This window comes from Frondihabitans sucicola (assembly GCF_030296615.1).
Lineage (GTDB): Bacteria > Actinomycetota > Actinomycetes > Actinomycetales > Microbacteriaceae > Frondihabitans > Frondihabitans sucicola.
Genome location: NZ_AP027732.1, coordinates 577,707 through 599,173, shown reverse-complemented (window position 1 = coordinate 599,173; position 21,467 = coordinate 577,707). Strand labels below are relative to the sequence as shown.

Here is a 21,467-nt window from a genome sequence, read left to right as displayed (position 1 = left end):
AACTTTCAGCGTTGACCAATAGGTTCGCTGCGTGGTTTCGAAAGCAGAGCAGGCGGCCAGGCGCCGCGCCAAGGTCGAAGAGTTCCGGCGGCAGCAGGAGGCGACGCAGCGGCGACGCCTGCTCTTCATCCTCGGGGGCGCGGTCGTGACCGCCGCCATCATCGTCGTGATCTTCGTCAGCACCATCGACGGCAATCGCGAAGCCGCCGACAAGGCGGGCGCGAAGAGCGGTTCGCAGATCGTCCCGGCCGCGGTCAGCGGCACGGCGGTCGCGCAGAAGGCCGTGAAGAGGGTGGCCGACGACTCGGGCATCAAGGGCGTCCTCGCCTGGGACACCACCGGTTGGCCGGGTGACGGCAGCGACCACCCCGGGGCCCTGGAGCACGACCACGTCGCCGGGCCGGTGACCTACGGCATCCTGCCGCCCGTCGGCGGCCCCCACAACGCCGTCTGGATGAACGCCGGCGTCTACACCAAGCCGGTTCCCACGGAGCGAGCCGTCCACAACCTCGAGCACGGCGCCGTCTGGATCACCTACGACCCCGACCTGCCTGCGTCGACCGTCACCACGCTCACCGCATTCGTCACCAAGCAGACGATGATCTCCGAGACGGAGCAGAACGTCACCGACCAGGCCAACCGCTACGTCGATCTGAGCCCGTGGACGAAGAACGATCTGCCCTCGAAGATCGTCATCAGCGCCTGGGGCCACCAGCTGCAGGTCACCAGTGCGACCGACCCGCGCCTGCAGACGTTCGTCGACACCTTCCGGCACAGCCAGAAGTACACGCCCGAATACGGCGCCGCCGTCGACGGGGTGCCGGTGCAGACCGGCGGTCGACCCGCCACCGACGGCAGCCGCAAGGCCAATCCCGCCGGCACCGCCCAGTAGCCGTCGGACGTGCACCTCGGCCGCCGGGCCGCGCCCACGCCCTCAGGCCACCGGCCGCCGCGCCGCGCCCACGCGCTCAGGCCACCGGCCGCCGCGCCTTCGGGAGCGTCGCGATCACCAGCTGGTACGACTCCTCGATGAGGTCGGCCGCGAGCCCCTGGGGGAGCTCTTCGTCGAGCGCGACGGTGATCCAGTGCCTCTTGTTCATGTGATAGCCGGGAATGATCGCGCCGTACTCGCGCACCAGCGAGGCGGCGTCGTCGGGCGCGCTCTTCAGGGTGATCGACGGCCGCTCGGCATCGAGGGGCAGGATCGCGAACACTTTGCCGCGCACCTTGTAGACCGCGGTCTCGAACCCGAACGGATGCGTGAGCTCGGCGGAGGGGAGATTGCCGCACGTGTCGAGGGCGGTGTCTTCGTCCATACCTGGCATCCTGCACCCGGCCGCCGACACTGCTCCCGCCCCTCCCTCCCACCCTCCCGAAATCGAAGGGGATTTTCGCGAAGCGCGCCCTCGATCGCGATGAAGCCGCCGCCCGGCGCACAATCCCCTTCGATTTCGGGAGGAGTGGTGCGGCGGAAGCCAGGGAGCGACGAGCACCGGATCGCCGCTGTCGGTCCCGGGAGGTAGTTTGGGCGCGTGAAGACAAGTCAGCTCCGCCACTTCGTGGTCGCCGCCGAAGAGCTGCATTTTCCGCGCGCGGCCCAGATGCTCGACATCTCGCGCCAGAAGCTCAACTCGTCGATCGCGGCGGTCGAGCTCCAGTACGACAAGGCGCTCTTCGATCGATCGGGGTCCGTTCCACGGCTGACCCGCGAGGGCGAACGAGCGCTGGCCGACGCCCGCGCCGAACTCGCCAAGCCGTCCACCCCGCCGGAGCCGCCCGCTCGCCCCGCCGGCGGAAAGGCCAAAGCCTCGAAGGGGTCGGTCGCGGCAAGGTCCTGAAGGGTGAGCCGAAGCCGTTCAAAAAGCGCCAGGGCCGCTGATCGCCATGGCCGCCAAGCCCGAGTTGACGCCGGTCACGCCCTTCTGCTCGATCGAGCGCGCGCTGGTGCTCCTGAGCGATCGCTGGTCGTTCCTCGTGATGCGCGAGATCCTGCTCTACGGCGAATCGCGATTCGGCGAACTGCAAGAGCACCTCGCCATCGCCAGCAACGTCCTGACCGATCGTCTCGAACGCCTTGTCGCGGGAGGCGTGCTCGAGAAGCGTCCCTATCGCGAGACAGGATCCCGGGCGCGTTCCAGCTACCATCCGACGCGCGCCGGCCTCGACCTCAAGCTCGTCCTGGCTGCCCTGCAGCAGTGGGGCGACGTGCACGAGCCGCGAGACGACGGCCCGACCGTCGCGCGCCGCCGGCTCTCCGACGGAGCACCCGCCCACGTCTCGTTCGTCGCAGACGGCGCGCCGGTGTCCGTCGACGAGGTGGGTTTCGAGCGCACGGCCGCCTACCCCGGGCGCCCGTAGGAGATTTTCGTCTCGAGCGGGAATGATCTCCGTCCAGCTGAGTTGCTATAAACAACTCAGTCTCGAGATCTTACGCACGAGATCCGTCTACGAAAGAAGAACAGCATGTCCACCAGCTTTGAAGGCGCAGTCGTCCTGGTCACCGGCGCGAACGGAGGCCTCGGCGAGCAGTTCGTCGCGCAGGCGCTCGAGCGCGGGGCCGCCAAGGTCTACGCCACCGCCCGCACGCCGCGCGACTGGGGCGACGACCGCATCGTCCCGCTGAAACTGGACGTCACCGACGAGGCGTCCGTCGCCTCTGCCGCAGCAGCGGCGTCCGACACCACGATCGTGGTCAACAACGCCGGTATCTCGCGCCGCGACGCCAACTCGCTCCTCGAGAGCGAGATGGACGACGTCCGCGCGCTCTTCGAGACGAACTTCTTCGGAGCCGTCAGCATCGTGCGGGCGTTCGCACCGGTGCTCGGAGCCAACGGCGGTGGCGCCCTGATCGACGTCCACTCCGCCCTGAGCTGGATCGGCATCAGCGGGATCTACTCCGCGACGAAGGCCGCCTTCTGGTCGGCCACGAATTCGTTCCGGCTCGACCTCGCTGCGCAGGGCACCTACGTGCAGGGTCTCCACCTCGGCTACACGGCCACGCCGATGACGGCCGGCATCGACGCTCCGATGGGCGACGCCGCCGACGTCGTGCGCGACTCCTACGACGGACTCGAGGCGGGAACCCTGGAGGTGCTGGCCGACCAGACCTCGATCGACGTCAAGGCCGGCCTGTCCGGGCCGCTCGAGGGCCTCTACCCGCAGCTGCAGGCCACCGTCTGAGACACGCCCGAGGGCGGCAGGATCCCGTCGCCCTCGGCTTCGGCTTCGGCCGACGCCCGCCGGGACCGGTCGTCCACCAGACTGGGGCGGTGAAGAGGTCGTCGGTCATCGCCCTGGGTTCCGCCGTCGTCATGGGAGCGGACACTGCCGACGATCGTCTGGATCCACGGGGGCGCCTGGATCTCGGGAAGCCGGGTGGATCCTGCTCACTACCTGAAGATCCTGGCCGCCGAGGGCTACACGGCCGTCTCCGTCGACTACTCGCTCGGTCCCGACGCCGTCTATCCGACCGCCGTGCGGCAGCTCAACGACGCTCTGCGGCACTTGGTCGGCAACGCGGCGTCCCTGGGCGTCGATCCCGACCGGATCGTGCTGGCGGGCGACTCGGCCGGAGCCCAGCTGGCCAGCCAGCTCGCGGCGCCGGCGGTGAACCCGGAGCTCGCCGGGCTCCTCGACCTGAAGCCGTCCCTCCGGCCCGAGCAGCTCCGTGGGACGCTGCTGCACTGCGGCATCTACGACCTCCGCGCGATGTCGTCCCTGCACGGGGTCGCCGCGTGGGGATTCAAGCACGCGCTCTGGGCGTCCACGGGAACTCGCCCGTGGTCGCAGACCTTCGCCGGCGCCACCATGTCGACGGTCGACTTCGTCACCCCCGACTTCCCGCCCGCGTTCGTCTCGGGCGGGAACGACGACCCGCTGACCTGGATGCAGTCCGTCCCGTTCGCCGCGCGGCTGCGCCAGGTCGGTGTGGCGACGACCACGCTGTTCTGGGCGGCCGGGCACGAGCCGGCACTGCCGCACGAGTACCAGTTCCACCTCGATCTGCCAGACGCCGGAGTGGCTCTGACGGCGACCCTGGAGTTCCTGGCGCGCGTCACGTCGTGATCTTTTTCGCGCCCGCGTCATCCTTACGAGGGATGACACGCCCCCAGGAGTGGAGGTTGGTCGGCGGCCGATCTACCCCTTAGGGTGGATGGCGATGCACTCGACCGACTCGACTCCCGACACCCTAGCGCCCGCCGGCGCGACCCCGTCGGCATCCGTCGACTCCGGTGTCGCCGCCCCCGCCGCGCCGCGTGTTTCGGGTCGTCGTCGCGCTGTCGCTGCGGATTCCGCCGGTGCTGCTCCCGTTCTTTCGCACGGTTCTGCCGGCGCCGGCGCCGTCGCCGTCGCCGTCGCTGCGCCGTCCGTCGGCGCTGCCGATGCTGTCGTAGCGCCCGTGCACGTAGCGCCCGTGCTCGACGCGGCTGTGAGCCCCCGGCGCGCGGCCCGAGCCGCGCGCGAGGCAGCCGCGGCCGCAGAGCTGTCCGCCGCTCCCTCGTCCGTCCCGGTTTCGCCGGTCGTCGGGCCCGTGTCGCCGGTCGCCGCTCCGGGAGCCTCGGCCGAGCTCGCCTCTGCATCCGACACCGCCCTGTCCGACAGCGCCCTGTCCGACACCGTCTCGCTGTCGACGGAGGCCATCGAGCTCCCCGTCACGACCGCCGTGCTGGCTGTCGTTCCGGCCGCCCGCGTCGCCCCGGCTCCCGCTGCCGCCCCGGTGGCGCCGGCTGCCGCTTCCGCCGCGCCGGCCACCGCCGAGCCGGCCCCCGCCGCTCAGGTCGCCACCCCCGTCGTCCCGGCTCCCGCAGCTCCTGCCTCCGCAACCCTGACCGGATTCGCCGGCCTCGCCGCCGGAGTCCCGACGCCCGCGTCGTCGACCGGTCGCCGCCAGACCTTCCTCCCCGTCGAGCCCGCTGCCCGTCGCCGCCCGGCCGCTCCGGCCGTGTCGCGTCGTCGCCCGGCCACCCCGACTCGCCCCGCCGCCGCGCCCGCGCCCGCAGCTCCGCGCCGCGGCAAGATCTTCGTGGCAGCGCGCCGTGGCGCCATGCTCACGGTCGTGTGCGGAATCCTGGCCACGAGCATCCTGCCGGTTCTCAACGCCACGCAGGGCAAGGCCTTCGCCGCCGGAACCGGCGTCGCCGCCACGACCCCGTCGGTCACGGGCGGCCAAGACTACGACGTCGCGTCCGACGTCGACAACGCCGTCTCGTCCCGCGACACCTACGGCGCGACGTCCGTGGTCGACTACGAGAAGCAGGTCATCGCCAATCGCCTGGCCGAGAAGAACACGACGTACACCGGCCCGACCGCCGCCGAATACGTCGCCCACCCGCTCTACGACCACCTCGACCGCGCCGAGGTCTTCCAGGTCGCCCTTCAATACCTCGGAACGCCCTACGTCCACGGCGGCGCCGACCCTCGGCCTTCGACTGCTCCGGGCTCATCATGTTCGTCTACGCCCAGTTCGGCATCTCCCTGCCGCACTACGTGCCGTCGCAAGACAAGATGGGCACGACGATCCCGCAGAGCGAGGCGGTCCCCGGCGACCTCGTCGTCTTCGACAACGAGGAGCACGACGGCATCTACGCCGGCAACGGCATGATCCTCGACGCACCGAAGCCCGGTGGCCACGTCAGCGTCCGACCCATTTGGGACCAAGCGCACCACTTCGTCCGCATCGCCGGCTGACCCGCACCTCCCGGCGTCGGCCCTGGCCGTCGCGACACGGAAAGAAATCCGCCCCGCAGTCAGCTGCGCAGGGCGGATTTCGTCCGTTCGGCCGCTGATTCGACGAGAACCGCCTCCCGCAGGCGGGCAACGCGAAGTGCCCCCACCGGACGGTGAGGGGCACGAGGCGACGGACGAAGCGCCGGTCAGGCGCGCGGCTCGCCCGCGTCCGGCTCGACGTCGGCGGCATGGGCACCGTGCCCTGAGTGCTCCGGCTCGGCGACGTGGTGGCCGTGGCCCGCGTGGACGGGCTCCGCCGGGTGAGCAGGATCGGCGGCGTGGGCACCGTGGACCGGGGCCGCGGCTCCGCCATCGACAGGGGCGGCTGAGGTGCTCGAGCTGCCCTGCGCGGCGGGGGCGCCGACTGCCACGGGCACGCCAGCATCCGCCGGAGCACCGGCGTCGGCCGAGACAGCACCTCCGGCACCCGCGGGGGCACCGGCCGGAGCGCCTTCACCGGCACCCGCGGGCGCACCCGCCGCCGCGTCGGCGGAGGCACCAGCACCGGCAGAGGCACCAGCACCGGCAGAGGCACCAGCACCGGCAGGAGCGCCAGCACCAGCCGGCGCACCACCGCCGTGCCCACCACCTGGGGCTCCCACGCGCTTCGGCAGCGCGAACACGAGCCCGAACGCCACGATCGCGAAGATCACGCTGACGAGCATCGCGTGGGCGGAGGCCGAGGTGAAGTTCGTGGCGAAGCTGTCGGCGAAGTCCTGCTTGACGGCGGCGATCGCGGCGGGCGTGTTCGAGGTCGGTCGACCCGCCTTGGGGATCACCAGGGTGCCGAACAGCACCGAACCGATGACGGCGATGCCGACCGCGCTGCCGACCCGCTGGATCGCGGCGATCACGGCCGACCCGGATCCTGCGTCACGACGATCGACGGTCGCGACGATGAACTGCGCGTTCGGTGCGATGAAGAGACCGTTGCCGAGGCCGGCGATGAAGAGCGGAGCCAGGAGCATCCAGCTCGTCAGATCGGTGCCGGAGACGTTCTCGAGAAGGAGCCAGACCCAGATCAGACCGATCGAGAGCAGCGCGGTGCCGATGATCAGCACCGTGCGGCCGAGGCGCGACGAGAGCCGGTTGCTCTGGGAGGAGCCGATGATCGAGCCGACCGCGAACGGAATCGTGACCGCGCCCGAGGCGAGGGCGCTGTGCTTGAGGCCGGTCTGCCAGAGGAGCGAGATCGTGAAGAAGATGCTGGTGAACGCGGCGAAGTAGACGAGCGCCAAGATGACACCGCCGGTGAACTGCGGGTGCCTGAACAGCGACGGCGGCACGAGCGCGTTCTTGCCGCGCTTCGTGACTCGCACCTCCCAGGCGCCGAAGACCGCGAGCAGGATCACGCCGGCTGCCATGGTCAGGTAGGTCCAGAGCGGCCATCCGTCTTGCTGCCCCTGGATGAGCGGCACCAGGATGGCGACGAGCGCGGCGCAGACCAGGAAGACGCCGAACCAGTCGAGGCCCGCGGGAGGACGGGGCGCCGACTTGTCGCGTTTCGGCAGCAGGATCGCCGCGGCGATCAGAGTGGCCGCGCCGATCGGCAGGTTCACGTAGAAGACGGTCCGCCACCCGTCGGTGTCGCCGAACGCCTGGATGAGAAGACCGCCGATGATCGGGCCGAGCGCCGAGGAGACGCCGATGACGCTGCCCATGATGGCGAAGGCCTTGCCGCGCGACTGCGGCGGGAACAGCAGCTGGATGAAGGCCGTCACGGCGGGCACGTACATACCGCCGGCGAGACCCTGGATCACGCGGAACACGACGAGCTGCGTGTCGGACTGCGCGATACCGCAGGCGAACGAGGCCGCGGTGAAGAGCGCGATGCCGGAGAAGAACACCCATTTGTGCCCGATGCGGTCGCCGATGCGGCCGGCCGGGATGAGGGTGAGCCCGAAGGCGAGGGCGTAGCCGGAGATGATCCAGGAGATGGTCGACTCGGAGGCGTCGAGGGAGGTTCGAATGGTCGGGAGGGCGACGTTGACGATGGTCGTGTCGAGGAGGGCGATGAACATGCCCGCGAGGAGGACGGCCAGGGCCCGCCACGCGGTCTTGGAGATCGCGGGTGCCTGGGGCTTGCCGGCCAGGGCGGTTGCGTCGGTCATGGTGGTGAAGCCTTTCGTATCGCAGGATGCGACGTGATGCGGAAGGAGGGTAAGGGGTTCAGGGGGTGGCGCGGTCGGGGATGACCCTGGCGCGCTCGTCGGCGATGATGTCGGGGAGTTTGCTTTGCAGCGAGCGCAGCCAGTCGATCTCCGAGCGGAGCCGGTGCTCACCGTGCGTGATCACGAGCTCCTCGCCCATCGAGAGCCACGGGCGGGCCCTGTTGTTGTTGTCGACGGTCTCGACCAGGAGGTGCTCGAGTGCGTCGAGGCGCTCCTGGATCGTACGCGGCAGATCGTCGAGACGGTCGCGGTCGAGTCGCGCGAAGGCGAGGTCGAACGGATCGGGGTGCCGCGAGACGGCCGTCAGGGTCGCCTGGTGGAGCTCGCGGAGCGACTCCCGCCCCTTCTCGGTGATGGCGTAGATCTGGCGCTCGGGGAAGTTGCCGTCGCGTTCGACCCGCACCTCGGCGAGGAGTCCGTCGGCGGTCAGACGCTTGATGGCGCCGTACAGGGCGCCGACGCTGATGTCGGTCCAGAGCTGAACGCGCTCCTGCTCCGCCTGGAGGCGCAACTGGTGACCGTGCATCTCGCCGTAGCGCGCGAACGCGTCGAGAATGAACAGCCGGATGGAAGACATGCGACTACTCTCGCACAAGTAGTTCGCAGACACAAGGCCACGAGCGCCGATCGATGTCGATTCTTTTCACATGTCATATACTGACTTCTCATGATCGTCGCCTCCGCCGTGACCGTACTGGCAGCCACCGTCATCGTTGTGACGACCTGGTTGGCGGCTGCCGGCCGTCTCCCGATCAACCTGCTCGCCGGTTACCGGTTCGGTTTTTCCTCGCCGGCGAGGCGGCCTGGCAAGCGGGGCATCGCGCCGCACTGCTACCGACCGTGGTGGGTGCCGCGGCCCTGGCCGGGGCCGGGGTCACCGTGCTCGTCGTCACCGACTCGGGGAGCCAGGCGGCCTGCATCATCGGAGGCTGCGTGATCCTGTTCGCCTGCATCGGGTGGGGAACCGTGCGCGGCACCCGCGCAGCGCTCGACGCGCTGGCGGCCGACGCCGACTCGAGCGCCTAGCTACTCGGTACCGGACGCGCCAGAAGCATCGGAAGCCTCGGAAGCCTCCGCGAAAGCGTCGAGGGCCGCCCGGTCTCCGCGCAGGATGCCCCAGGCCATGAGGGCGAACAGCAGAAGGAACGCGACGATCACGATCCCGACGGAATCCGGCCGGAGCAGCCCGACGATCCCGCCGGCCACGGCGATCAGCCCTCCGATGGTCACCGGCAGGAGAGCGGCGGCGTGCCCGGCCTCCCAAGCCTCCTGCGACGCGAGGTAGTAGTGCACGCGGATGCCGACGGCGTGGTTCAGCTTGATCACACCGCCGGCCGCGAAGACCGTCGTCCCGACGACCACGACGGCGACGGCGAACAGGGTCACGGCAGCGGCTATCACTCACCCAGCCTATCGACAGGCGCGTACCGTGCAGGGCATGACGAAGGCGACGAGGTGGCTGTTCGCCGGTCAGCTCGGCTCGCTGTTCGACGACGGCGGCCCGATCCTGCTCATCGAAGCGAAGTCCGTCTTCGCCAGGGCTCCGATGCATCGCGCGAAGGCCCACCTGCTCCTCTCGGCCCTCCGCCACCGCGCGCGGGAGCTCGGCGAGCGCTGCGAGTACCTCCGGGCCGACACGTTCGCCGAGGCGCTGGCCCGACGATCGGGCGACGGCGACCTCGAGGTCATCGACCCGACCTCCTACGGTGCGAGACGCGAAGTCCGAAGGCGAGGGTGCAGGATCCTGCCCTCCCGCGGCTTCGTGACCAGCGAGGACGACTTCCGCGCCTGGGCCGATGCGCGGCAGGGCAAGCGCCTTCTCCTGGAGGACTTCTACCGTCAGGTCCGCGAGCGCACCGGGCTGCTCATGGAAGGCGCCCAGCCGGCGGGCGGCCGATGGAACTACGACCACGACAACCGCGCCTCCCCGCCCAAGGGCGCCGTGTCGCTGGGCCTGCCCGACCCGTGGTGGCCGACCGAGGACGACATCGACGACGAGGTGCGCCGCGACCTCGACCGGTGGCAGGCCGACGGGAGCGTGACCCTGGTCGGCGACGACGGTCCGCGCCGCTTCGCTGCGACGGAAGCGGAGGCGAACCGGGCTCTCGACGACTTCCTCGAGGTGAGGCTGGGCGACTTCGGGCCGTTCGAGGACGCCACGCTCACCGGCGACTGGACCATGGCCCACTCCCTTCTGAGCGCGCCCCTCAATCTCGGGCTGCTCGACCCCCGCGCCGTCGTCGAGCGCGTCGCCGCCGAGTACGAGCGGGGCGCCGCGCCTCTCGCGAGCGTCGAGGGATTCGTCCGGCAGGTCGCCGGCTGGCGCGACTACGTCTGGCACCTCTACTGGTACCTCGGCGAGGACTACTCGACCTCGAACAACGCGCTCGGTGCCCACGAGCCACTGCCGGCGGCGTTTCTCACCCTGAGCCCCGACGAGATCGAGGCGAACTGCCTCCACCACGCGATCGCCGGCGTTCGCGAGCACGGCTGGGCGCACCACATCCAGCGGTTGATGGTCATCGGCAACTGGGCGCTCCAGCGCGGCTACGACCCGCGCGCCCTGAACGACTGGTTCGTCGGCATGTTCGTCGACGGCACCCCGTGGGTCATGCCGGCCAACGTCGTCGGCATGTCGCAGCACGCCGACGGCGGCATCGTCGCGACGAAGCCCTACGCCTCGGGCGGCGCGTACATCAACCGGATGACGGACTTCTGCGCAGGATGCCGGTTCTCACCGAGCAAACGGCTGGGCCCGGACGCCTGCCCCTACACGGCCGGATACTGGGCGTTCCTCGACCGCACCGAGCCGATCCTGCGGTCCAATCAGCGCATGGCGCAGCCGCTGTCCGGCCTGCGCGGGTTGTCCGACCGCGAGGCCGTGGTCGCTCAGGAGCGCCGCCGCGAGAGCCTCTAGCCGCTCCCGCTTCGCCCTCCCGCCCCCTGGCAGCCCCGCCGTTCGTCGTGCGCACCTGAGGGCCGCCGACGAAAGTGAGCGGCGAGTTGCGCACGACCACGGGGCAGGCGACCGCCGACGGCTACTGCCGACGATTCTCGACCAGCTGCTCGGCATAGGACGAGAACCACACTCCCGCCGCCGGGCCCCCGTTGCAGGTGCCGTCGCTGACACCCGGCGTCTTGATCCACAGGAGGGCGTCGAGCTCGGACGAACCGGACGCGACGCGGGGATCCTGACCGAGGCCGGTGCCCCGGGGATTGCACCACGTGCCCTTCCAGCCCTGCCCGTTGCGCGACACGTCGATGACGTAGTGCGCGTCGCCGGTCAGCCTCGAGACCTTCGATGCGAAGTCGCGCTCGTCGTCGACCGGGTAGAAGCTGGCGACGTTGGTGAAGAAACCGCGGGCGTCGCTGATCCCCGCCTTCTTCAGGCGTTCTGCGATCACGGACGGACTCACCCAGTGTGAGTTTCCCGCGTCGAGGTACGCCGGGACTTTGGCGGCAGCCAGCTGCTCGACGGCCTCCTTGACGAGGGGGATCCGGGTGTCGGCCTCGTCGGGGCAGTTGCTCAGCATCGCGAGGGAGTCGGGCTCGACCATGACCGCAGCGCGGTGGCCCTTCAGGGCGCTGGCGACGGCCTGCGTCCAGATCGGATACTTCGCGGCCGTCCAGCCGCCTGCCGAGTAGTCGCCGCAGTCGCGATGCGGGATCGCGTAGAGCACGAAGACCGGGGTCACGCCCTTCTTCTCGGCGGCCCGGACGTTCTCGGCGACGACTTTCCGCACCTCCGACACGCTGTACTGGTCGCCGAGCCAGATCGCCACGGGAGTCTTGGCGATCTCCGACGCGGCATCGGCGGCGTCCGACCTGCCGTCGGCCCGCAACGTGTCGGCGGCTCTGGCCGCGAGGCTGTCGGGCTGCACGTAGAGGCCGCCGCCGTAGACCTTCGCGGCCGACTCGTTCTGCACGGTGGCCGGAGTCTTCTTCACCTCGGGTGAGCCGGACGTGCAGGCGGTCACCGCGAGAGCCGTGGCGAGCAGGATCGCGATCGCCCCGGCCAGGCGCACCGGGCGCCAGGGTGTCGCGCGGTTCTGTCGCTGGGTCATCGGGCCCCGATCGGCAAGGAGGTCAGGTCAGCGTCCCGCTTTGCACGCCCACCTAGTGCACCACGCCTCCCCGCGCGCCCGCAACGTCCCCCGGTGTTCGCTCAGAACTCCCGTCGCCCTGCCCCCGCCCTGCCCCCCGCCGCCCGAAATCGAAGGGGATCCTCCGCCCGCCCGAGGACTCGTGCGGATCGCGACGGGTGCGGCCGAGAATCCCCTTCGATTTCCGGCGGGGAGGAGCGTGCCGGCGGCGAGGAACCGGCCGGCGGGGAGAAACCGGCCGGCGGGGAGGAGCGGGCCGGTGGGGAGGGGAAGGCAGCGCGCGCGTCACCGCTCCGCACGGGTGATCGCCGACAGCGGCAGGCTCACACTGTGGTCGAGCGGCGTGCTCGGCGTCACGCGGAAGTGGACGATGGCGGTGTCGCCGCGCACCTCGAGTCGGTAGTTGGCGGGGTCCACCGGTCGGAACCCGGACGCCTGGCCGTCCTGCGACCAGGTCGACTCGCCGCTTCGAGGGAAGGTCACGAGGAGTCCGTCGCGCACTCCGGCCGACACCGCGAGGCCGGCCAGGGAGCTGTTCGCCTCGACGACGATCGCGTGGCCCGACACGGAGCCGACGGTCACGAAGGCCGACGGATAGCCGAACAGCGTGGCGAATCCGAGAGCGGCCATGCCGAGGAGCCAGATCGAGCAGGACACCAGGGTGACGACTCCCCGTACGGCTACCGCCGCGATGCCCGCCGCGCCGCCGTGGCCGCGCGCGCGCCTGGTCCAGCGGTAGGTCCAGGCGATGACCGCGTGGGTTCCCGCCAGCAGGGCGACTCCGCCGGCCGCGAGCGAGAGCCACTGAGCCCCGAAGCGGCCGATGACCACCTGGCTGCTGCCGCCCGTTCTGCCGAGTTCCCAGACCGCCAGCGCTGCCGCCGCCGCGATGACCGGGGTGAGCCAGCGGGTCGCGATCACGCGCACGCTGTCCCGGGTGCGGGTGGCGTCGCCGGTCGTCGTGGTCATGGCTCGACGCTACGAGCGGGCCGACCGTCCGCGCGTCCGCCGCAGGGCGCGACTCGTGCGACCCGAGACCGAGGTCGTCTCCGTCCGAGGGTGGGTCACGGCGGGCCGAGCAGCCACATGATGACCACGCAGGTCACCTGCAGCGCCATGCCCGACGCCAGGACGAGGCGTCGGATCGCCCGCTGGTGCGTGATGCTGTCGACGGCGATCAGGGGAGCCAGCGGCATGATGAGCCGCGGAAGGCTCTGCTGTGGCAGGAACACCGCGAACAGGTAGAGCGAATACGACGTCAGGAAGGCGCGGATGTCGAAGCCGAGTCGCCGGAGCGACGGCTTGCGCATGCCCCAGATGTAGAGCGCGGGAACGCCCAGGACGACGATGATGCCGGCGATCCCGAGGTAGCGCACGGCCATCAGGAACCACGGCGACAGCGGTACGAAGTGCGACGGCGTGTAGCCGATGACGCCCTTCCACCACGACATCTCGGTCTTGAGGTAGGCACCGCTCTCGCCCGTGATGGCTGCGGCGACGAGCGGCCACGCGAGGCCCGCCGCACCGATCGCCAGCCCCGCGACGACGGCTGCTGCGCGTTCGGCCCGCGGGAACTCGTCGCGGTGCTTCCAGAACCGGTGCACGACGACGATGAGCAGCGTGAGAGCCAGGACGAGCGCCCCCGGCCGCACGAACGAGGCGAGGACGCCGCACCACATCAGCGTCACGTAACGACGTTGCATCAGCGCGAGCAGGCCCGCGAACAGGAAGAACAGGAACATGCTCTCGGCGTAGCCGACCTCGAGCACGAAGCCCATCGCGCCGAAGCAGAAGAAGGTCGTGCCCCAGAGCGCTCCGAGAGCGTCGACGCGGAGAGAGAGGAAGCGGTGCAGGGCGAGCGCCGCGAGAGCGCCGAAGATCGTGGCGACCCCGGCCGCGACCGCCCCGGTGTCCCAGCCGGTGATCTGGGCCAGGATGCGCACGCACCACGGGAACACGGGGAGGAACGCCCACGCGTTCGGCTGCACCGCGCCGCTCGCCGACACGGGGAGCACGTGGGGGTAGCCGTGTTCGGCGATGGACGTGTAGAACCGGGCGTCCCACACGTTGAGGAAGCCGAAGAAGCCCTTGGTCGCGCCGGCATCGACGTACTTGTCGGCGTACTGGGTCGGGTGCGTCGCCGCGATCCTGTACATCACGAAGAGGAGCACGGTCGAAAAGACGCGCGAGAGGGCGTAGACGACGAGCACGGCGCCCCAGGCGGGGAGCCTCTGTGCGGCCGTCAGGAGCCTCGACGGAGACCTGACCGGGTCGACGAACGCGACACGGGTCATCGAGGGGTCGGGGACGAGCACGCGTTATTCTATTCATTTCACACTGGGAACCGGCATCCTCCTCAGGGCTGGCTTTCCGGGCGGTAGAACGCGTCTTCCAGTCGTTCCGAGAAAGAGGCACCGTGGTCGGCTTCACCGGTTTTGCCAGCAGGCGCCGCATCGATCCTGCTCTCCCGCCCGGTCAGTACCTCGAACGCGGCTTCCCGGTCCTGTCGGCAGGCCCCACCCCCAACATCAAGCGGTGGGAACTCCAGATCGCGACGGAGACCGGTCAGCGCTCGTTCTCGTGGGACGACTTCCTCGCCCTCCCGCAGGAGGACGTCGACACCGACATCCACTGCGTCACGAGCTGGTCGAAGCTCGGCACCCACTGGCGCGGCGTCTCGCTCGACACCCTGTTCGACGGCCTCGAGACCCAGCACCGCTTCGCCCTGGCGCGCAGCTACGGCGGCTACACGACCAACCTGCCGCTCGACGACCTGCTCGGCGGGAAGGCCTGGATCGTCCACACCTTCGAGGGGCAGCCCCTCGCCGACGACCACGGAGGCCCCGCGCGGCTGTTCGTCCCGCACCTCTACTTCTGGAAGAGCGCCAAGTGGGTCCAGGGCATCCAGACGATGCCCCAGAACACGCCCGGCTTCTGGGAGGGGCTCGGGTACCACGAGCACGGCGACCCCTGGAAGGAGGAGCGCTACTCGTGACGATCGGCTGGCGGCCCGCGGTCTGCGTCGAGACGCGGGTCGAGACGGCCACCGCCCGCAGCATCCGGCTGCGGGTCACCGACCTCGACGAGGTGCTTGCCGGACAACACGTCGACGTGCGCCTCACGGCCGACGACGGGTATCAGGCCGTCCGGTCGTACTCGCTGTCGGCCGCGCCCGGTGGCGGCCCGTTCGGACGCCCCTCCCCGACGACGAGGTCGAGATCACGGTCGAAGAGCTGGCCGACGGAGAAGTCTCCCCGTACCTGGTGCAGGGGCTCGAACCCGGCGACCCCCTCGAGATCCGGGGGCCCATCGGCGGCTGGTTCGTCTGGCGCCCGACCGACGCGGCGCCGGTCCAGCTGATCGGCGGCGGCTCCGGAGTCGCCCCGCTGATGGCCATGGTCCGAGCACGGGTCGCGGCCAGCGGCGCGGTGCCGTTCCGCCTGCTCTCCTCCGTGCGTTCACCGGGTGCGGCGTACTACGGCTCCGAGCTCGAAGAGCTGAAGGCGGCAGGATCACTCCGGGTCGACACGGTCTACACGAGACGGTGCCCGGAGGGGTCGCCTCGCGCTCCCGGCAGGCTGACGGCCGCAGACCTCGAGTCGCTCGTTCCCGAGCCCCGGGCCGGCGCCGTCTTCTACGTCTGCGGCCCCAACGGGTTCGTGGCGCACGTGACGGATCTGCTCGCGGCCCTCGGTCACGACCCCGCGTCGATCCGCACGGAGCGTTTCGGCGGCCCGTAGCCCTGCCCGTCGCCCAGCCCCGCACCTCACCCCTCCTCCTCCAGAAATCGAAGGGGAAACGCGCGGCGCCGCCGCATTCATGCGGATAGCGGGGGCGTCGCCCGAAAATCCCCTTCGATTTCGGGAGGGAGAGGTCGGCGGGAGGGGAGGTCTGCGGGAGGGGAGGGGGAGCGAGCGCTAGCGACCGCCCTCGAGTTTGCGGTTCCGCTGCGCGACGCCGGCCGTGCCGTACGGGTACTCGTCGACGCGCGGCGCGCTGGCGTCGTTCAGCGCGAGCACGTCCGCGGTGCTCAGGCCGAGGCCCGAGGCACCCAGGTTGTCGACGAGCTGGTCGACGGTGCGGGCGCCGAGGATCACCGAGGTGACGGCCGGCTGCTCGAGCAGCCAGGCGATGGCGACCTGCGAAGCCGTGGCGTCGTGATCCTGCGCCGTCGCCTGGACGACCGAGAGGACGTCCCAGGTGCGCGGGTCGGCGTTGCGCGCCTCCCAGGCCTCCATGCCGCGCGTCGGATTCTCGCCGAGCCGCGAGGCGCCGGTCGGAGCCTCGTCGCGCTTGTACTTGCCGGTCAGCCAGCCGCCGCCGAGCGGCGACCAGGGCAGGAGCCCGATACCGGCGTCGAGCGCTGCGGGCACCACCTCGTGCTCGATGTCGCGCACGAGCAGGCTGTACTGCGGCTGCAGGGTCACCGGCGGCGCGAGGTGCAGGGCGATCGCGCGGTGGACGGCCTTCGTCAGCTGCCAGCCGAGGTAATTGGAGAAGCCGTAGTAGCCGATCTTGCCGGCGGTGACCGCGTCGTTCAAGAAGGTCAGGGTCTCGTCGAGCGGGGTCAGGGCGTCCCAGGCGTGCATCTGGTAGAGGTCGATGTGCTCGACGCCGAGCCGCGTCAGCGACGCGTCGAGGGCCGTGCGGAGGTGGCGGCGCGACAGGCCGACGTCGTTGGGCCCCGTGCCCATCGGGAAGCGTCCCTTGGTGGCGATGACCGCCTGCGCGGCCTCCGTCGGGTGTGACTCGAGCCAGTGCCCGATGATCGTCTCCGAGACCCCGGCCGAGTAGACGTCGGCGGTGTCGATGAAGGTGCCGCCGTGTTCGAAGAAGGTGTCGAGGATGGCGTGCGACGTGGTCTCGTCCGCTTCGGAGCCGAAGGTCATGGTTCCGAGTGTCAGCTCCGACACGATGGTTCCTGAGTTGCCGAGTTTTCTGTAGTCCATGACGACGACGCTAGACCGTGAGCGCTCACATGGGCCGTGCGAGCCCCACCTCCGTCGGCTCGACATTCGAAGCCACGACTTTTGTCAACCAGAATGAAACGTCTAGTATGTAATGCCAGAGATAGTCGACCGGGGGCGGAGTGAAGCGAATAGTCATTGTCGGAGCAGGGGCTTCGGGCATAGCCGTCGCGCACGCGCTGACACGTCAGATCCGCGATCCTTTCGAACTCTCCGTTTTCGACTCGACTCTTCGAAGCGACCGGCATGCCGGACGAGGTCTCCCGTATCTTGCGGACGACACGCATCCTCTCCTCAACGCCCCGAGCAACCTCATGTCCATTTGCGGGCACGACGACAACCACTTCACCCGATGGCATCACGCCCGATTCGGCCCAAGCGATCCGGGTCATCTCTTCGCAACGCGACCCGCATTCGGTGACTACCTGCGGGAGTCCTTGACTGGCCTGCGAGACGACTGGGCAAGACGCGAGGGCGTCCTGCAGTTGGTTCCCTACGCGGTAGATCGCATCCGTCGAGACGGCTCGAAGAAATTCTCTGTAGAAACGAACAACTCCGTCCACGCCGGCTTCGACGACGTGATCCTCTGTCCGGGTTGGTCCGGATTCACGACCGGTCCTCGTCCGGGCGCCACGATTTCTGCGTATCCGCTCCGGGAGACGGTGCGGCGCATCAGCCCCGATGATTCAGTCCTCGTCCTGGGCACCGGCCTCACGGGTGTGGACGTCGTCAGAGCCCTCCTTCAGCGCGGACACGAGGGTCGAATCGACATGGTCTCTCGGAGAGGTTTTCTGCCTTCCGTTCGCCCGGGGAGGAGCGCGCATCGTCCACACCTCTACACTCGGCAGGCGGTTCGAGACGCCGCGACGTTCTCCGTGAGAAGGGCCATCGGTCTCCTCGAGGCAGAAGCCGAGGTCTGTCAGGTCGATCTGAGAGAACCCGAGAAGCGCATGCGTGGTCTTCGGACGCCGCAGGACGCGCTCCGCCGGGGAGTGGCGGGGCTGGACGACCCCTGGACTTCGTTGCTGGTCGGTGTCGCGGACGAAGCCGTGAGTGAGAGCTGGAATCGCTTCGACGTCGCCGACCGGCGGGTGTTCCTACGCGCGCTCCACCCGTATTTTCAAAGCTGGTGCAACCCGATGCCTTCGCCGACGGCGGCTCTTCTCCTCGGCGCGATCGATGCCGAGCAGCTTGGTGTTCACGCGGGCGTCGGCCGCGGAAACAGCCGCGGCGCCTCGACCGATTCGGGTGACGACCTGGCGGCCGATGTGGTCGTTCAGGCATATCGCTCCGCGCACGAACCCTTTGTCGACGTGCAAAGCGGGATGCTCGGCCGGATGATCGCTGACGGTCTGGCAAGACCCGATCCGTTCGGCGGCTTTGCGCTGCACTACGGCACGAGTCGAGTGATTGACTCCGGCGGCACGGCCCTGCCGATCTATGCCATTGGCGGTCTAGCGCAGGGCGCTCGCTATTACGTGAGCGCGCTCGACGGCATCGTGGACGCCGTGCAGGGCGTGGTCCGGCACATCGTCCGCACCATGGGCGCCGATCCGATCGAACGCGGTTCGTGCTCAGAGGTCGTCGAGGCGTGAACACGCCCCACCGAGCCGGTCCTCTCGCCATCGTCGCGGCGAGCACGCTGTGGCAGGCAGTCGGCACCGTGGTGATCGCCCGAGTCATCACGGCCGGAACCGCGCCGCTGAGTTCCTTTCTCGCTTTCGCCGCCGCAGCAGTGATCTGCGTCGTGCAGGCGTTCCTGCGCGGAGCATTGCCAGGTCTCAATCGCCATGTCCGTTGTCGTTCGACCCTTCTGGTCCTCGTGGGGATGAACGCCGCGACGGCCGGAGTCTTCGTCGCCTTCTTCTCGGCGCTCGTCTACCTTCCCCCAACCAGCGTCAGCGTCCTGGAGGCGGGATCTGCTCCGTTGATCGTCACGATCGCCGTCGCCTCTCGCTCAAGGAGACGACTTCGGTTGCGAACGGTGGCTGCGCCCGTCTGCGTCGTGATCGTGTCGGTCGGGATTGCGGCGCGTTCGATCCTGGTCGACGGAACACGCGGCGCGGAAACCTGGTTGGGACTCGCGCTCGCCGTCTTCGCGGGCTTCAGCGGCGCGTTCGTCGTCCTGTTCTCGGTCGAGCTGAGCAAGGCCGGGCTCACAGCCGTGCAGGTGAACGCCTCCCGATTTCACCTCGCCTGGATCGTCAGCGGCCTCGTCTTCCTCCTCGGAACACGTGGTGGCTCCCTCGTCTCGCCCGACATCCCCCGGTTGGTATTCGTCTCCGTTCTGCTGGGCGCCGCGCCCCTCATCGTCCTTCAGTACGGTCTCGGCAGGGCGAACCCGGTTTCATCCGAGCTCGTCCTGTCGTCCCTTCCTGCCCTGGTCTTTCTCACCGAGGTTCTTCTTGCGCGCCGCTTCGACCCGCTGACGGCCGCCCTCATGGTGGTGCTCCTCGCCGTGTCGGCCTGCTCGCTCGTGGCCCAGTTGCGAGTGGCCCAGGTGCGAGCGGCCGAATGGCGAGCGGCCTTGATGCGCGTCGCCACCAAGAGCGCCGCCGTGATGCGCGCCCCTGTGACGCGTCTGGTGACCTGCGCTTCTGCCGGCGGAAAGCCGCAGGGCCAGGCTCCACGATCCGACCCCGCGACCGCGAAAGCGGCACCACCGCCAAGGAGAGAAATGATCCACGTCCTCGTCATCGATCCCGAGTCCAGTGGCACCGATCTGGTCCGAGAGCTGCGTGAGCGAAACGTCCACGTCACCACCTGGTGGCAGGACGTCCCGTTCGTCCTCCCCTCGAGTGACTCCCCCTCGCGCCGGCGCCCGAGTTGCTTCGCTTCGTCGACGCGAACCAGTTCGACCTCATCATCGCCGGCGGCGAAAGCGGGGTGTCGGCCGCAGAGTGGCTCGCCGCCCGCGCTGGGCTGCCGACGTCCGACCCGGAGTTCATCCATCACCGTCGAGACAAGAACGGCATGATCGAGCGAGTTGCGCGAGCAGGCCTACCGACTGCTCAGAGTTACCTCGTCACCGACGTCGCCCACGTGTCCGCCCTCCAAGAGCGGCTCCGGTTGCCCGTGATGGTGAAACCCTCCAACAGTGCCGGCAGCGACCTCTGCCGAGCCGCCTCGACCTGGGCGGACGCGCGAGCCTTCGCCGCCGACGTCATCGACAGCACGTCGATCCTGGGCAACAAGAACGTGGGAGCGGTCATTCAGGAGTTCGTCGAGGGGCCCCAGTTCCATGTGAACACCGTCGTCGTCGACGGAGTCCACGAGGTCACCGAGGTTTACTCCAATGAGTTCCGATTCGTCGGCGATGCGCCTCAGCTCTTCGCCGGGCGAACGCATCGCCACGACGAGGAAGGCATCGCTCAGCTCGTCGAGTACGTCCTTGCCTGTCTGGAGGCACTCGGGGTCCACGCCGGTGCCACGCACACAGAAGCCCGTCTCACGTGCGACGGACCACGACTCATCGAGTTCAACGGGCGTCTCATGGGGCCGGCTCAGCCGACCGACTATTTCGTCGCCGCTCAGGGCTTCAGCCAGGCGACCGTTCTGGCAGATGTCATTGCAGGCGAGCCCGCAACGGCCCGCGCGGCCCTCGGATCCCACCCTGATCGTCAGTTCCTCGGGTTCTACCTGCTGACCGCCGAGCGGTCAGGAGTCCTTGTCGAGTTCGACCCGGCACCTCTGCGCGCGCTGGTTTCGTTCCGCCTCCTCAGCAATGCGCCCGACCTGGGAACCGAGTTCGATATCGAGAACCGGACCACCGATGCCGACCTGGGTCTCGTGCTCTTCGCCAACGTCGACGCCGAGCAGCTCGAAGACGACCTCGCCGAAGCGGAACGGCTCGAGAGAGCCGGAAAAATCCACAGGGTCGAAGGCGTCGAGATCGCCTGACGAGTCGACGGGGCATAGTCCGATGAGGGGTGGTCTGGCCCCACGTGCGACAAGCGTCGGTCCGGCCGGCAGCGTCACCCGACAACCGGCGTGTAGCCCGAATCCAGGACGTCTTCACCACCCAGGTCGCCCGGTGGATGGACGCGACGAAGCAGTAGGTCGCCTCAGCGACGCCTGCGAAAGCGCCCGAACAGCCCGCGGGCCCGGCCGCTGATCTCGTCGGTGTAGTTGTTCGACACGGTCATCGACAGCGTGCCCGGGTCGGGTGCCGAGACGAGATCGGGCAGGAGGTCGACGACGTACGCCGCGCGAGCGTCGCGCGTCGACGAGAACGTGAGACCGAGGGCGGCCGCGTCGGACGCCAGCAGCCCGAGCGCTTCGTCGTTGCTCACATCGGCGGCGAAGGCGAGGCGCAGGATCCCCGGGCTCGTGATGCCGGCCGCTGCCCATCCGGCCGCGAGGTCGACGAGGCTCCCTGCGGGAAGGAGCCCGAGGATCCTGCCGGCTTCGGCGGTGCGGATCTCGGCGAGCGCCTGGAGCGCCCGGTCGTCTCCGTCTCCCATGCACCCACTCAACCACGAAAGGGCGGCACGACCGAA

Annotated in this window: 21 protein-coding genes and 1 pseudogene; 13 read left to right on the top strand and 9 right to left on the bottom strand. The window is 69.5% G+C overall.

The window, feature by feature from the left end; genetic code table 11:
* The first annotated feature begins 31 nt into the window (after positions 1–31).
* Positions 32–892, top strand: coding sequence for a thioredoxin-like domain-containing protein (locus QUE79_RS03110; protein WP_286345384.1), 861 nt, complete (start codon positions 32–34; stop codon positions 890–892).
* A gap of 76 nt (positions 893–968) precedes the next feature.
* Here QUE79_RS03110 and QUE79_RS03105 read toward each other — a convergent pair whose 3' ends face one another.
* Positions 969–1,316, bottom strand: a complete 348-nt coding sequence (locus QUE79_RS03105; protein WP_286345383.1) for an MmcQ/YjbR family DNA-binding protein — start codon at positions 1,314–1,316, stop codon at positions 969–971.
* A 216-nt stretch (positions 1,317–1,532) separates the two neighbouring features.
* Between QUE79_RS03105 and QUE79_RS03100 the strand changes: the two genes are divergently transcribed.
* The 5 genes and pseudogenes from QUE79_RS03100 (at position 1,533) to QUE79_RS25140 (ending at position 5,688) form a co-directional block, all read left to right on the top strand.
* Positions 1,533–1,838 (top strand): LysR family transcriptional regulator, encoded by a 306-nt coding sequence (locus QUE79_RS03100; protein ID WP_286345382.1) that lies wholly within the window; start codon positions 1,533–1,535, stop codon positions 1,836–1,838.
* Positions 1,839–1,884: 46 nt separating this feature from the next.
* Positions 1,885–2,358, top strand: coding sequence for a winged helix-turn-helix transcriptional regulator (locus tag QUE79_RS03095; protein WP_286345381.1), 474 nt, complete (start codon positions 1,885–1,887; stop codon positions 2,356–2,358).
* A 105-nt stretch (positions 2,359–2,463) separates the two neighbouring features.
* Positions 2,464–3,180, top strand: a complete 717-nt coding sequence (locus tag QUE79_RS03090; RefSeq protein ID WP_286345380.1) for an SDR family oxidoreductase — start codon at positions 2,464–2,466, stop codon at positions 3,178–3,180.
* A gap of 135 nt (positions 3,181–3,315) precedes the next feature.
* Positions 3,316–4,065, top strand: a pseudogene (locus QUE79_RS03085) (alpha/beta hydrolase); the annotation flags it as partial.
* 1,380 nt (positions 4,066–5,445) lie between these two features.
* On the top strand, positions 5,446–5,688 hold the full coding sequence (locus QUE79_RS25140; RefSeq protein ID WP_350271624.1) for a C40 family peptidase: 243 nt from the start codon (positions 5,446–5,448) through the stop codon (positions 5,686–5,688).
* 185 nt (positions 5,689–5,873) lie between these two features.
* Here the strand turns inward: QUE79_RS25140 and QUE79_RS03075 are convergent, their stop codons facing one another.
* Both QUE79_RS03075 and QUE79_RS03070 read right to left on the bottom strand, forming a co-directional pair.
* Complete coding sequence (locus tag QUE79_RS03075; RefSeq protein WP_286345378.1) at positions 5,874–7,838, bottom strand: MFS transporter; 1,965 nt, start codon at positions 7,836–7,838, stop codon at positions 5,874–5,876.
* Between the two features lie 58 nt (positions 7,839–7,896).
* The gene (locus tag QUE79_RS03070) at positions 7,897–8,475 is read right to left on the bottom strand and encodes a PadR family transcriptional regulator (RefSeq protein ID WP_286345377.1); all 579 of its coding nucleotides are present in this window, start codon (positions 8,473–8,475) and stop codon (positions 7,897–7,899) included.
* A 263-nt stretch (positions 8,476–8,738) separates the two neighbouring features.
* Here QUE79_RS03070 and QUE79_RS03065 point away from each other — a divergent pair, with 263 nt between their 5' ends.
* Positions 8,739–8,924 carry a hypothetical protein gene (locus QUE79_RS03065; RefSeq protein WP_286345376.1) on the top strand — a complete coding sequence of 62 codons (186 nt, stop codon included), beginning with the start codon at positions 8,739–8,741 and terminating at the stop codon, positions 8,922–8,924.
* Here the strand turns inward: QUE79_RS03065 and QUE79_RS03060 are convergent, their stop codons facing one another.
* Positions 8,925–9,299: an SdpI family protein gene (locus tag QUE79_RS03060; RefSeq protein WP_286345375.1), complete on the bottom strand. Its 375-nt coding sequence runs from the start codon at positions 9,297–9,299 to the stop codon at positions 8,925–8,927.
* 37 nt (positions 9,300–9,336) lie between these two features.
* Between QUE79_RS03060 and QUE79_RS03055 the strand changes: the two genes are divergently transcribed.
* The gene (locus QUE79_RS03055; RefSeq protein ID WP_286345374.1) at positions 9,337–10,815 is read left to right on the top strand and encodes a cryptochrome/photolyase family protein; all 1,479 of its coding nucleotides are present in this window, start codon (positions 9,337–9,339) and stop codon (positions 10,813–10,815) included.
* A gap of 121 nt (positions 10,816–10,936) precedes the next feature.
* Here the strand turns inward: QUE79_RS03055 and QUE79_RS03050 are convergent, their stop codons facing one another.
* The 3 genes from QUE79_RS03050 to QUE79_RS03040 form a co-directional block, all read right to left on the bottom strand.
* On the bottom strand, positions 10,937–11,962 hold the full coding sequence (locus QUE79_RS03050; RefSeq protein ID WP_286345373.1) for a glycoside hydrolase family 6 protein: 1,026 nt from the start codon (positions 11,960–11,962) through the stop codon (positions 10,937–10,939).
* Positions 11,963–12,286: 324 nt separating this feature from the next.
* Positions 12,287–12,970, bottom strand: coding sequence for a hypothetical protein (locus QUE79_RS03045; RefSeq protein WP_286345372.1), 684 nt, complete (start codon positions 12,968–12,970; stop codon positions 12,287–12,289).
* Positions 12,971–13,065: 95 nt separating this feature from the next.
* Complete coding sequence (locus QUE79_RS03040) at positions 13,066–14,316, bottom strand: mannosyltransferase family protein (RefSeq protein ID WP_286345371.1); 1,251 nt, start codon at positions 14,314–14,316, stop codon at positions 13,066–13,068.
* 101 nt (positions 14,317–14,417) lie between these two features.
* On the opposite strand from QUE79_RS03040, the gene QUE79_RS03035 reads away from it, so the two are divergent.
* Together QUE79_RS03035 and QUE79_RS03030 are read left to right on the top strand one after the other, a co-directional pair.
* Positions 14,418–14,996: a molybdopterin-dependent oxidoreductase gene (locus QUE79_RS03035; protein ID WP_286345370.1), complete on the top strand. Its 579-nt coding sequence runs from the start codon at positions 14,418–14,420 to the stop codon at positions 14,994–14,996.
* Between the two features lie 268 nt (positions 14,997–15,264).
* The gene (locus QUE79_RS03030; protein WP_286345369.1) at positions 15,265–15,741 is read left to right on the top strand and encodes a ferredoxin reductase domain-containing protein; all 477 of its coding nucleotides are present in this window, start codon (positions 15,265–15,267) and stop codon (positions 15,739–15,741) included.
* A 177-nt stretch (positions 15,742–15,918) separates the two neighbouring features.
* Here the strand turns inward: QUE79_RS03030 and QUE79_RS03025 are convergent, their stop codons facing one another.
* Positions 15,919–16,950 (bottom strand): aldo/keto reductase, encoded by a 1,032-nt coding sequence (locus QUE79_RS03025; RefSeq protein ID WP_286345368.1) that lies wholly within the window; start codon positions 16,948–16,950, stop codon positions 15,919–15,921.
* A 140-nt stretch (positions 16,951–17,090) separates the two neighbouring features.
* Between QUE79_RS03025 and QUE79_RS03020 the strand changes: the two genes are divergently transcribed.
* From QUE79_RS03020 to QUE79_RS03010, 3 genes are read left to right on the top strand one after another with little or no spacing between them, the layout of a single operon-like run.
* Entirely contained in the window at positions 17,091–18,563 is a 1,473-nt protein-coding gene (locus QUE79_RS03020) for an FAD/NAD(P)-binding protein (RefSeq protein ID WP_286345367.1), read from the top strand.
* Entirely contained in the window at positions 18,560–19,945 is a 1,386-nt protein-coding gene (locus tag QUE79_RS03015) for a DMT family transporter (RefSeq protein WP_286345366.1), read from the top strand. Before QUE79_RS03020 ends, QUE79_RS03015 begins: the two co-directional genes overlap by 4 nt.
* Positions 19,942–20,868 (top strand): ATP-grasp domain-containing protein, encoded by a 927-nt coding sequence (locus QUE79_RS03010; protein ID WP_286345365.1) that lies wholly within the window; start codon positions 19,942–19,944, stop codon positions 20,866–20,868. Before QUE79_RS03015 ends, QUE79_RS03010 begins: the two co-directional genes overlap by 4 nt.
* Positions 20,869–21,032: 164 nt before the next feature.
* Here the strand turns inward: QUE79_RS03010 and QUE79_RS03005 are convergent, their stop codons facing one another.
* A complete protein-coding gene (locus tag QUE79_RS03005) occupies positions 21,033–21,431 on the bottom strand; it encodes a hypothetical protein (protein ID WP_286345364.1) in 399 nt (132 codons plus the stop codon).
* Positions 21,432–21,467: the final 36 nt, after the last annotated feature.

Excerpts from the sequence above, each read along its gene's own strand:
- QUE79_RS03105 (WP_286345383.1), bottom strand. The coding sequence starts at position 1,316 with ATGGACGAAGACACCGCCCTCGACACGTGCGGCAATCTCCCCTCCGCC.
- QUE79_RS03095 (WP_286345381.1), top strand. The coding sequence starts at position 1,885 with ATGGCCGCCAAGCCCGAGTTGACGCCGGTCACGCCCTTCTGCTCGATC.
- QUE79_RS03090 (WP_286345380.1), top strand. The coding sequence starts at position 2,464 with ATGTCCACCAGCTTTGAAGGCGCAGTCGTCCTGGTCACCGGCGCGAAC.
- QUE79_RS25140 (WP_350271624.1), top strand. The coding sequence starts at position 5,446 with ATGTTCGTCTACGCCCAGTTCGGCATCTCCCTGCCGCACTACGTGCCG.
- QUE79_RS03075 (WP_286345378.1), bottom strand. The coding sequence starts at position 7,838 with ATGACCGACGCAACCGCCCTGGCCGGCAAGCCCCAGGCACCCGCGATC.
- QUE79_RS03070 (WP_286345377.1), bottom strand. The coding sequence starts at position 8,475 with ATGTCTTCCATCCGGCTGTTCATTCTCGACGCGTTCGCGCGCTACGGC.
- QUE79_RS03055 (WP_286345374.1), top strand. The coding sequence starts at position 9,337 with ATGACGAAGGCGACGAGGTGGCTGTTCGCCGGTCAGCTCGGCTCGCTG.
- QUE79_RS03050 (WP_286345373.1), bottom strand. The coding sequence starts at position 11,962 with ATGACCCAGCGACAGAACCGCGCGACACCCTGGCGCCCGGTGCGCCTG.
- QUE79_RS03045 (WP_286345372.1), bottom strand. The coding sequence starts at position 12,970 with ATGACCACGACGACCGGCGACGCCACCCGCACCCGGGACAGCGTGCGC.
- QUE79_RS03025 (WP_286345368.1), bottom strand. The coding sequence starts at position 16,950 with ATGGACTACAGAAAACTCGGCAACTCAGGAACCATCGTGTCGGAGCTG.
- QUE79_RS03010 (WP_286345365.1), top strand. The coding sequence starts at position 19,942 with ATGATCGAGCGAGTTGCGCGAGCAGGCCTACCGACTGCTCAGAGTTAC.
- QUE79_RS03005 (WP_286345364.1), bottom strand. The coding sequence starts at position 21,431 with ATGGGAGACGGAGACGACCGGGCGCTCCAGGCGCTCGCCGAGATCCGC.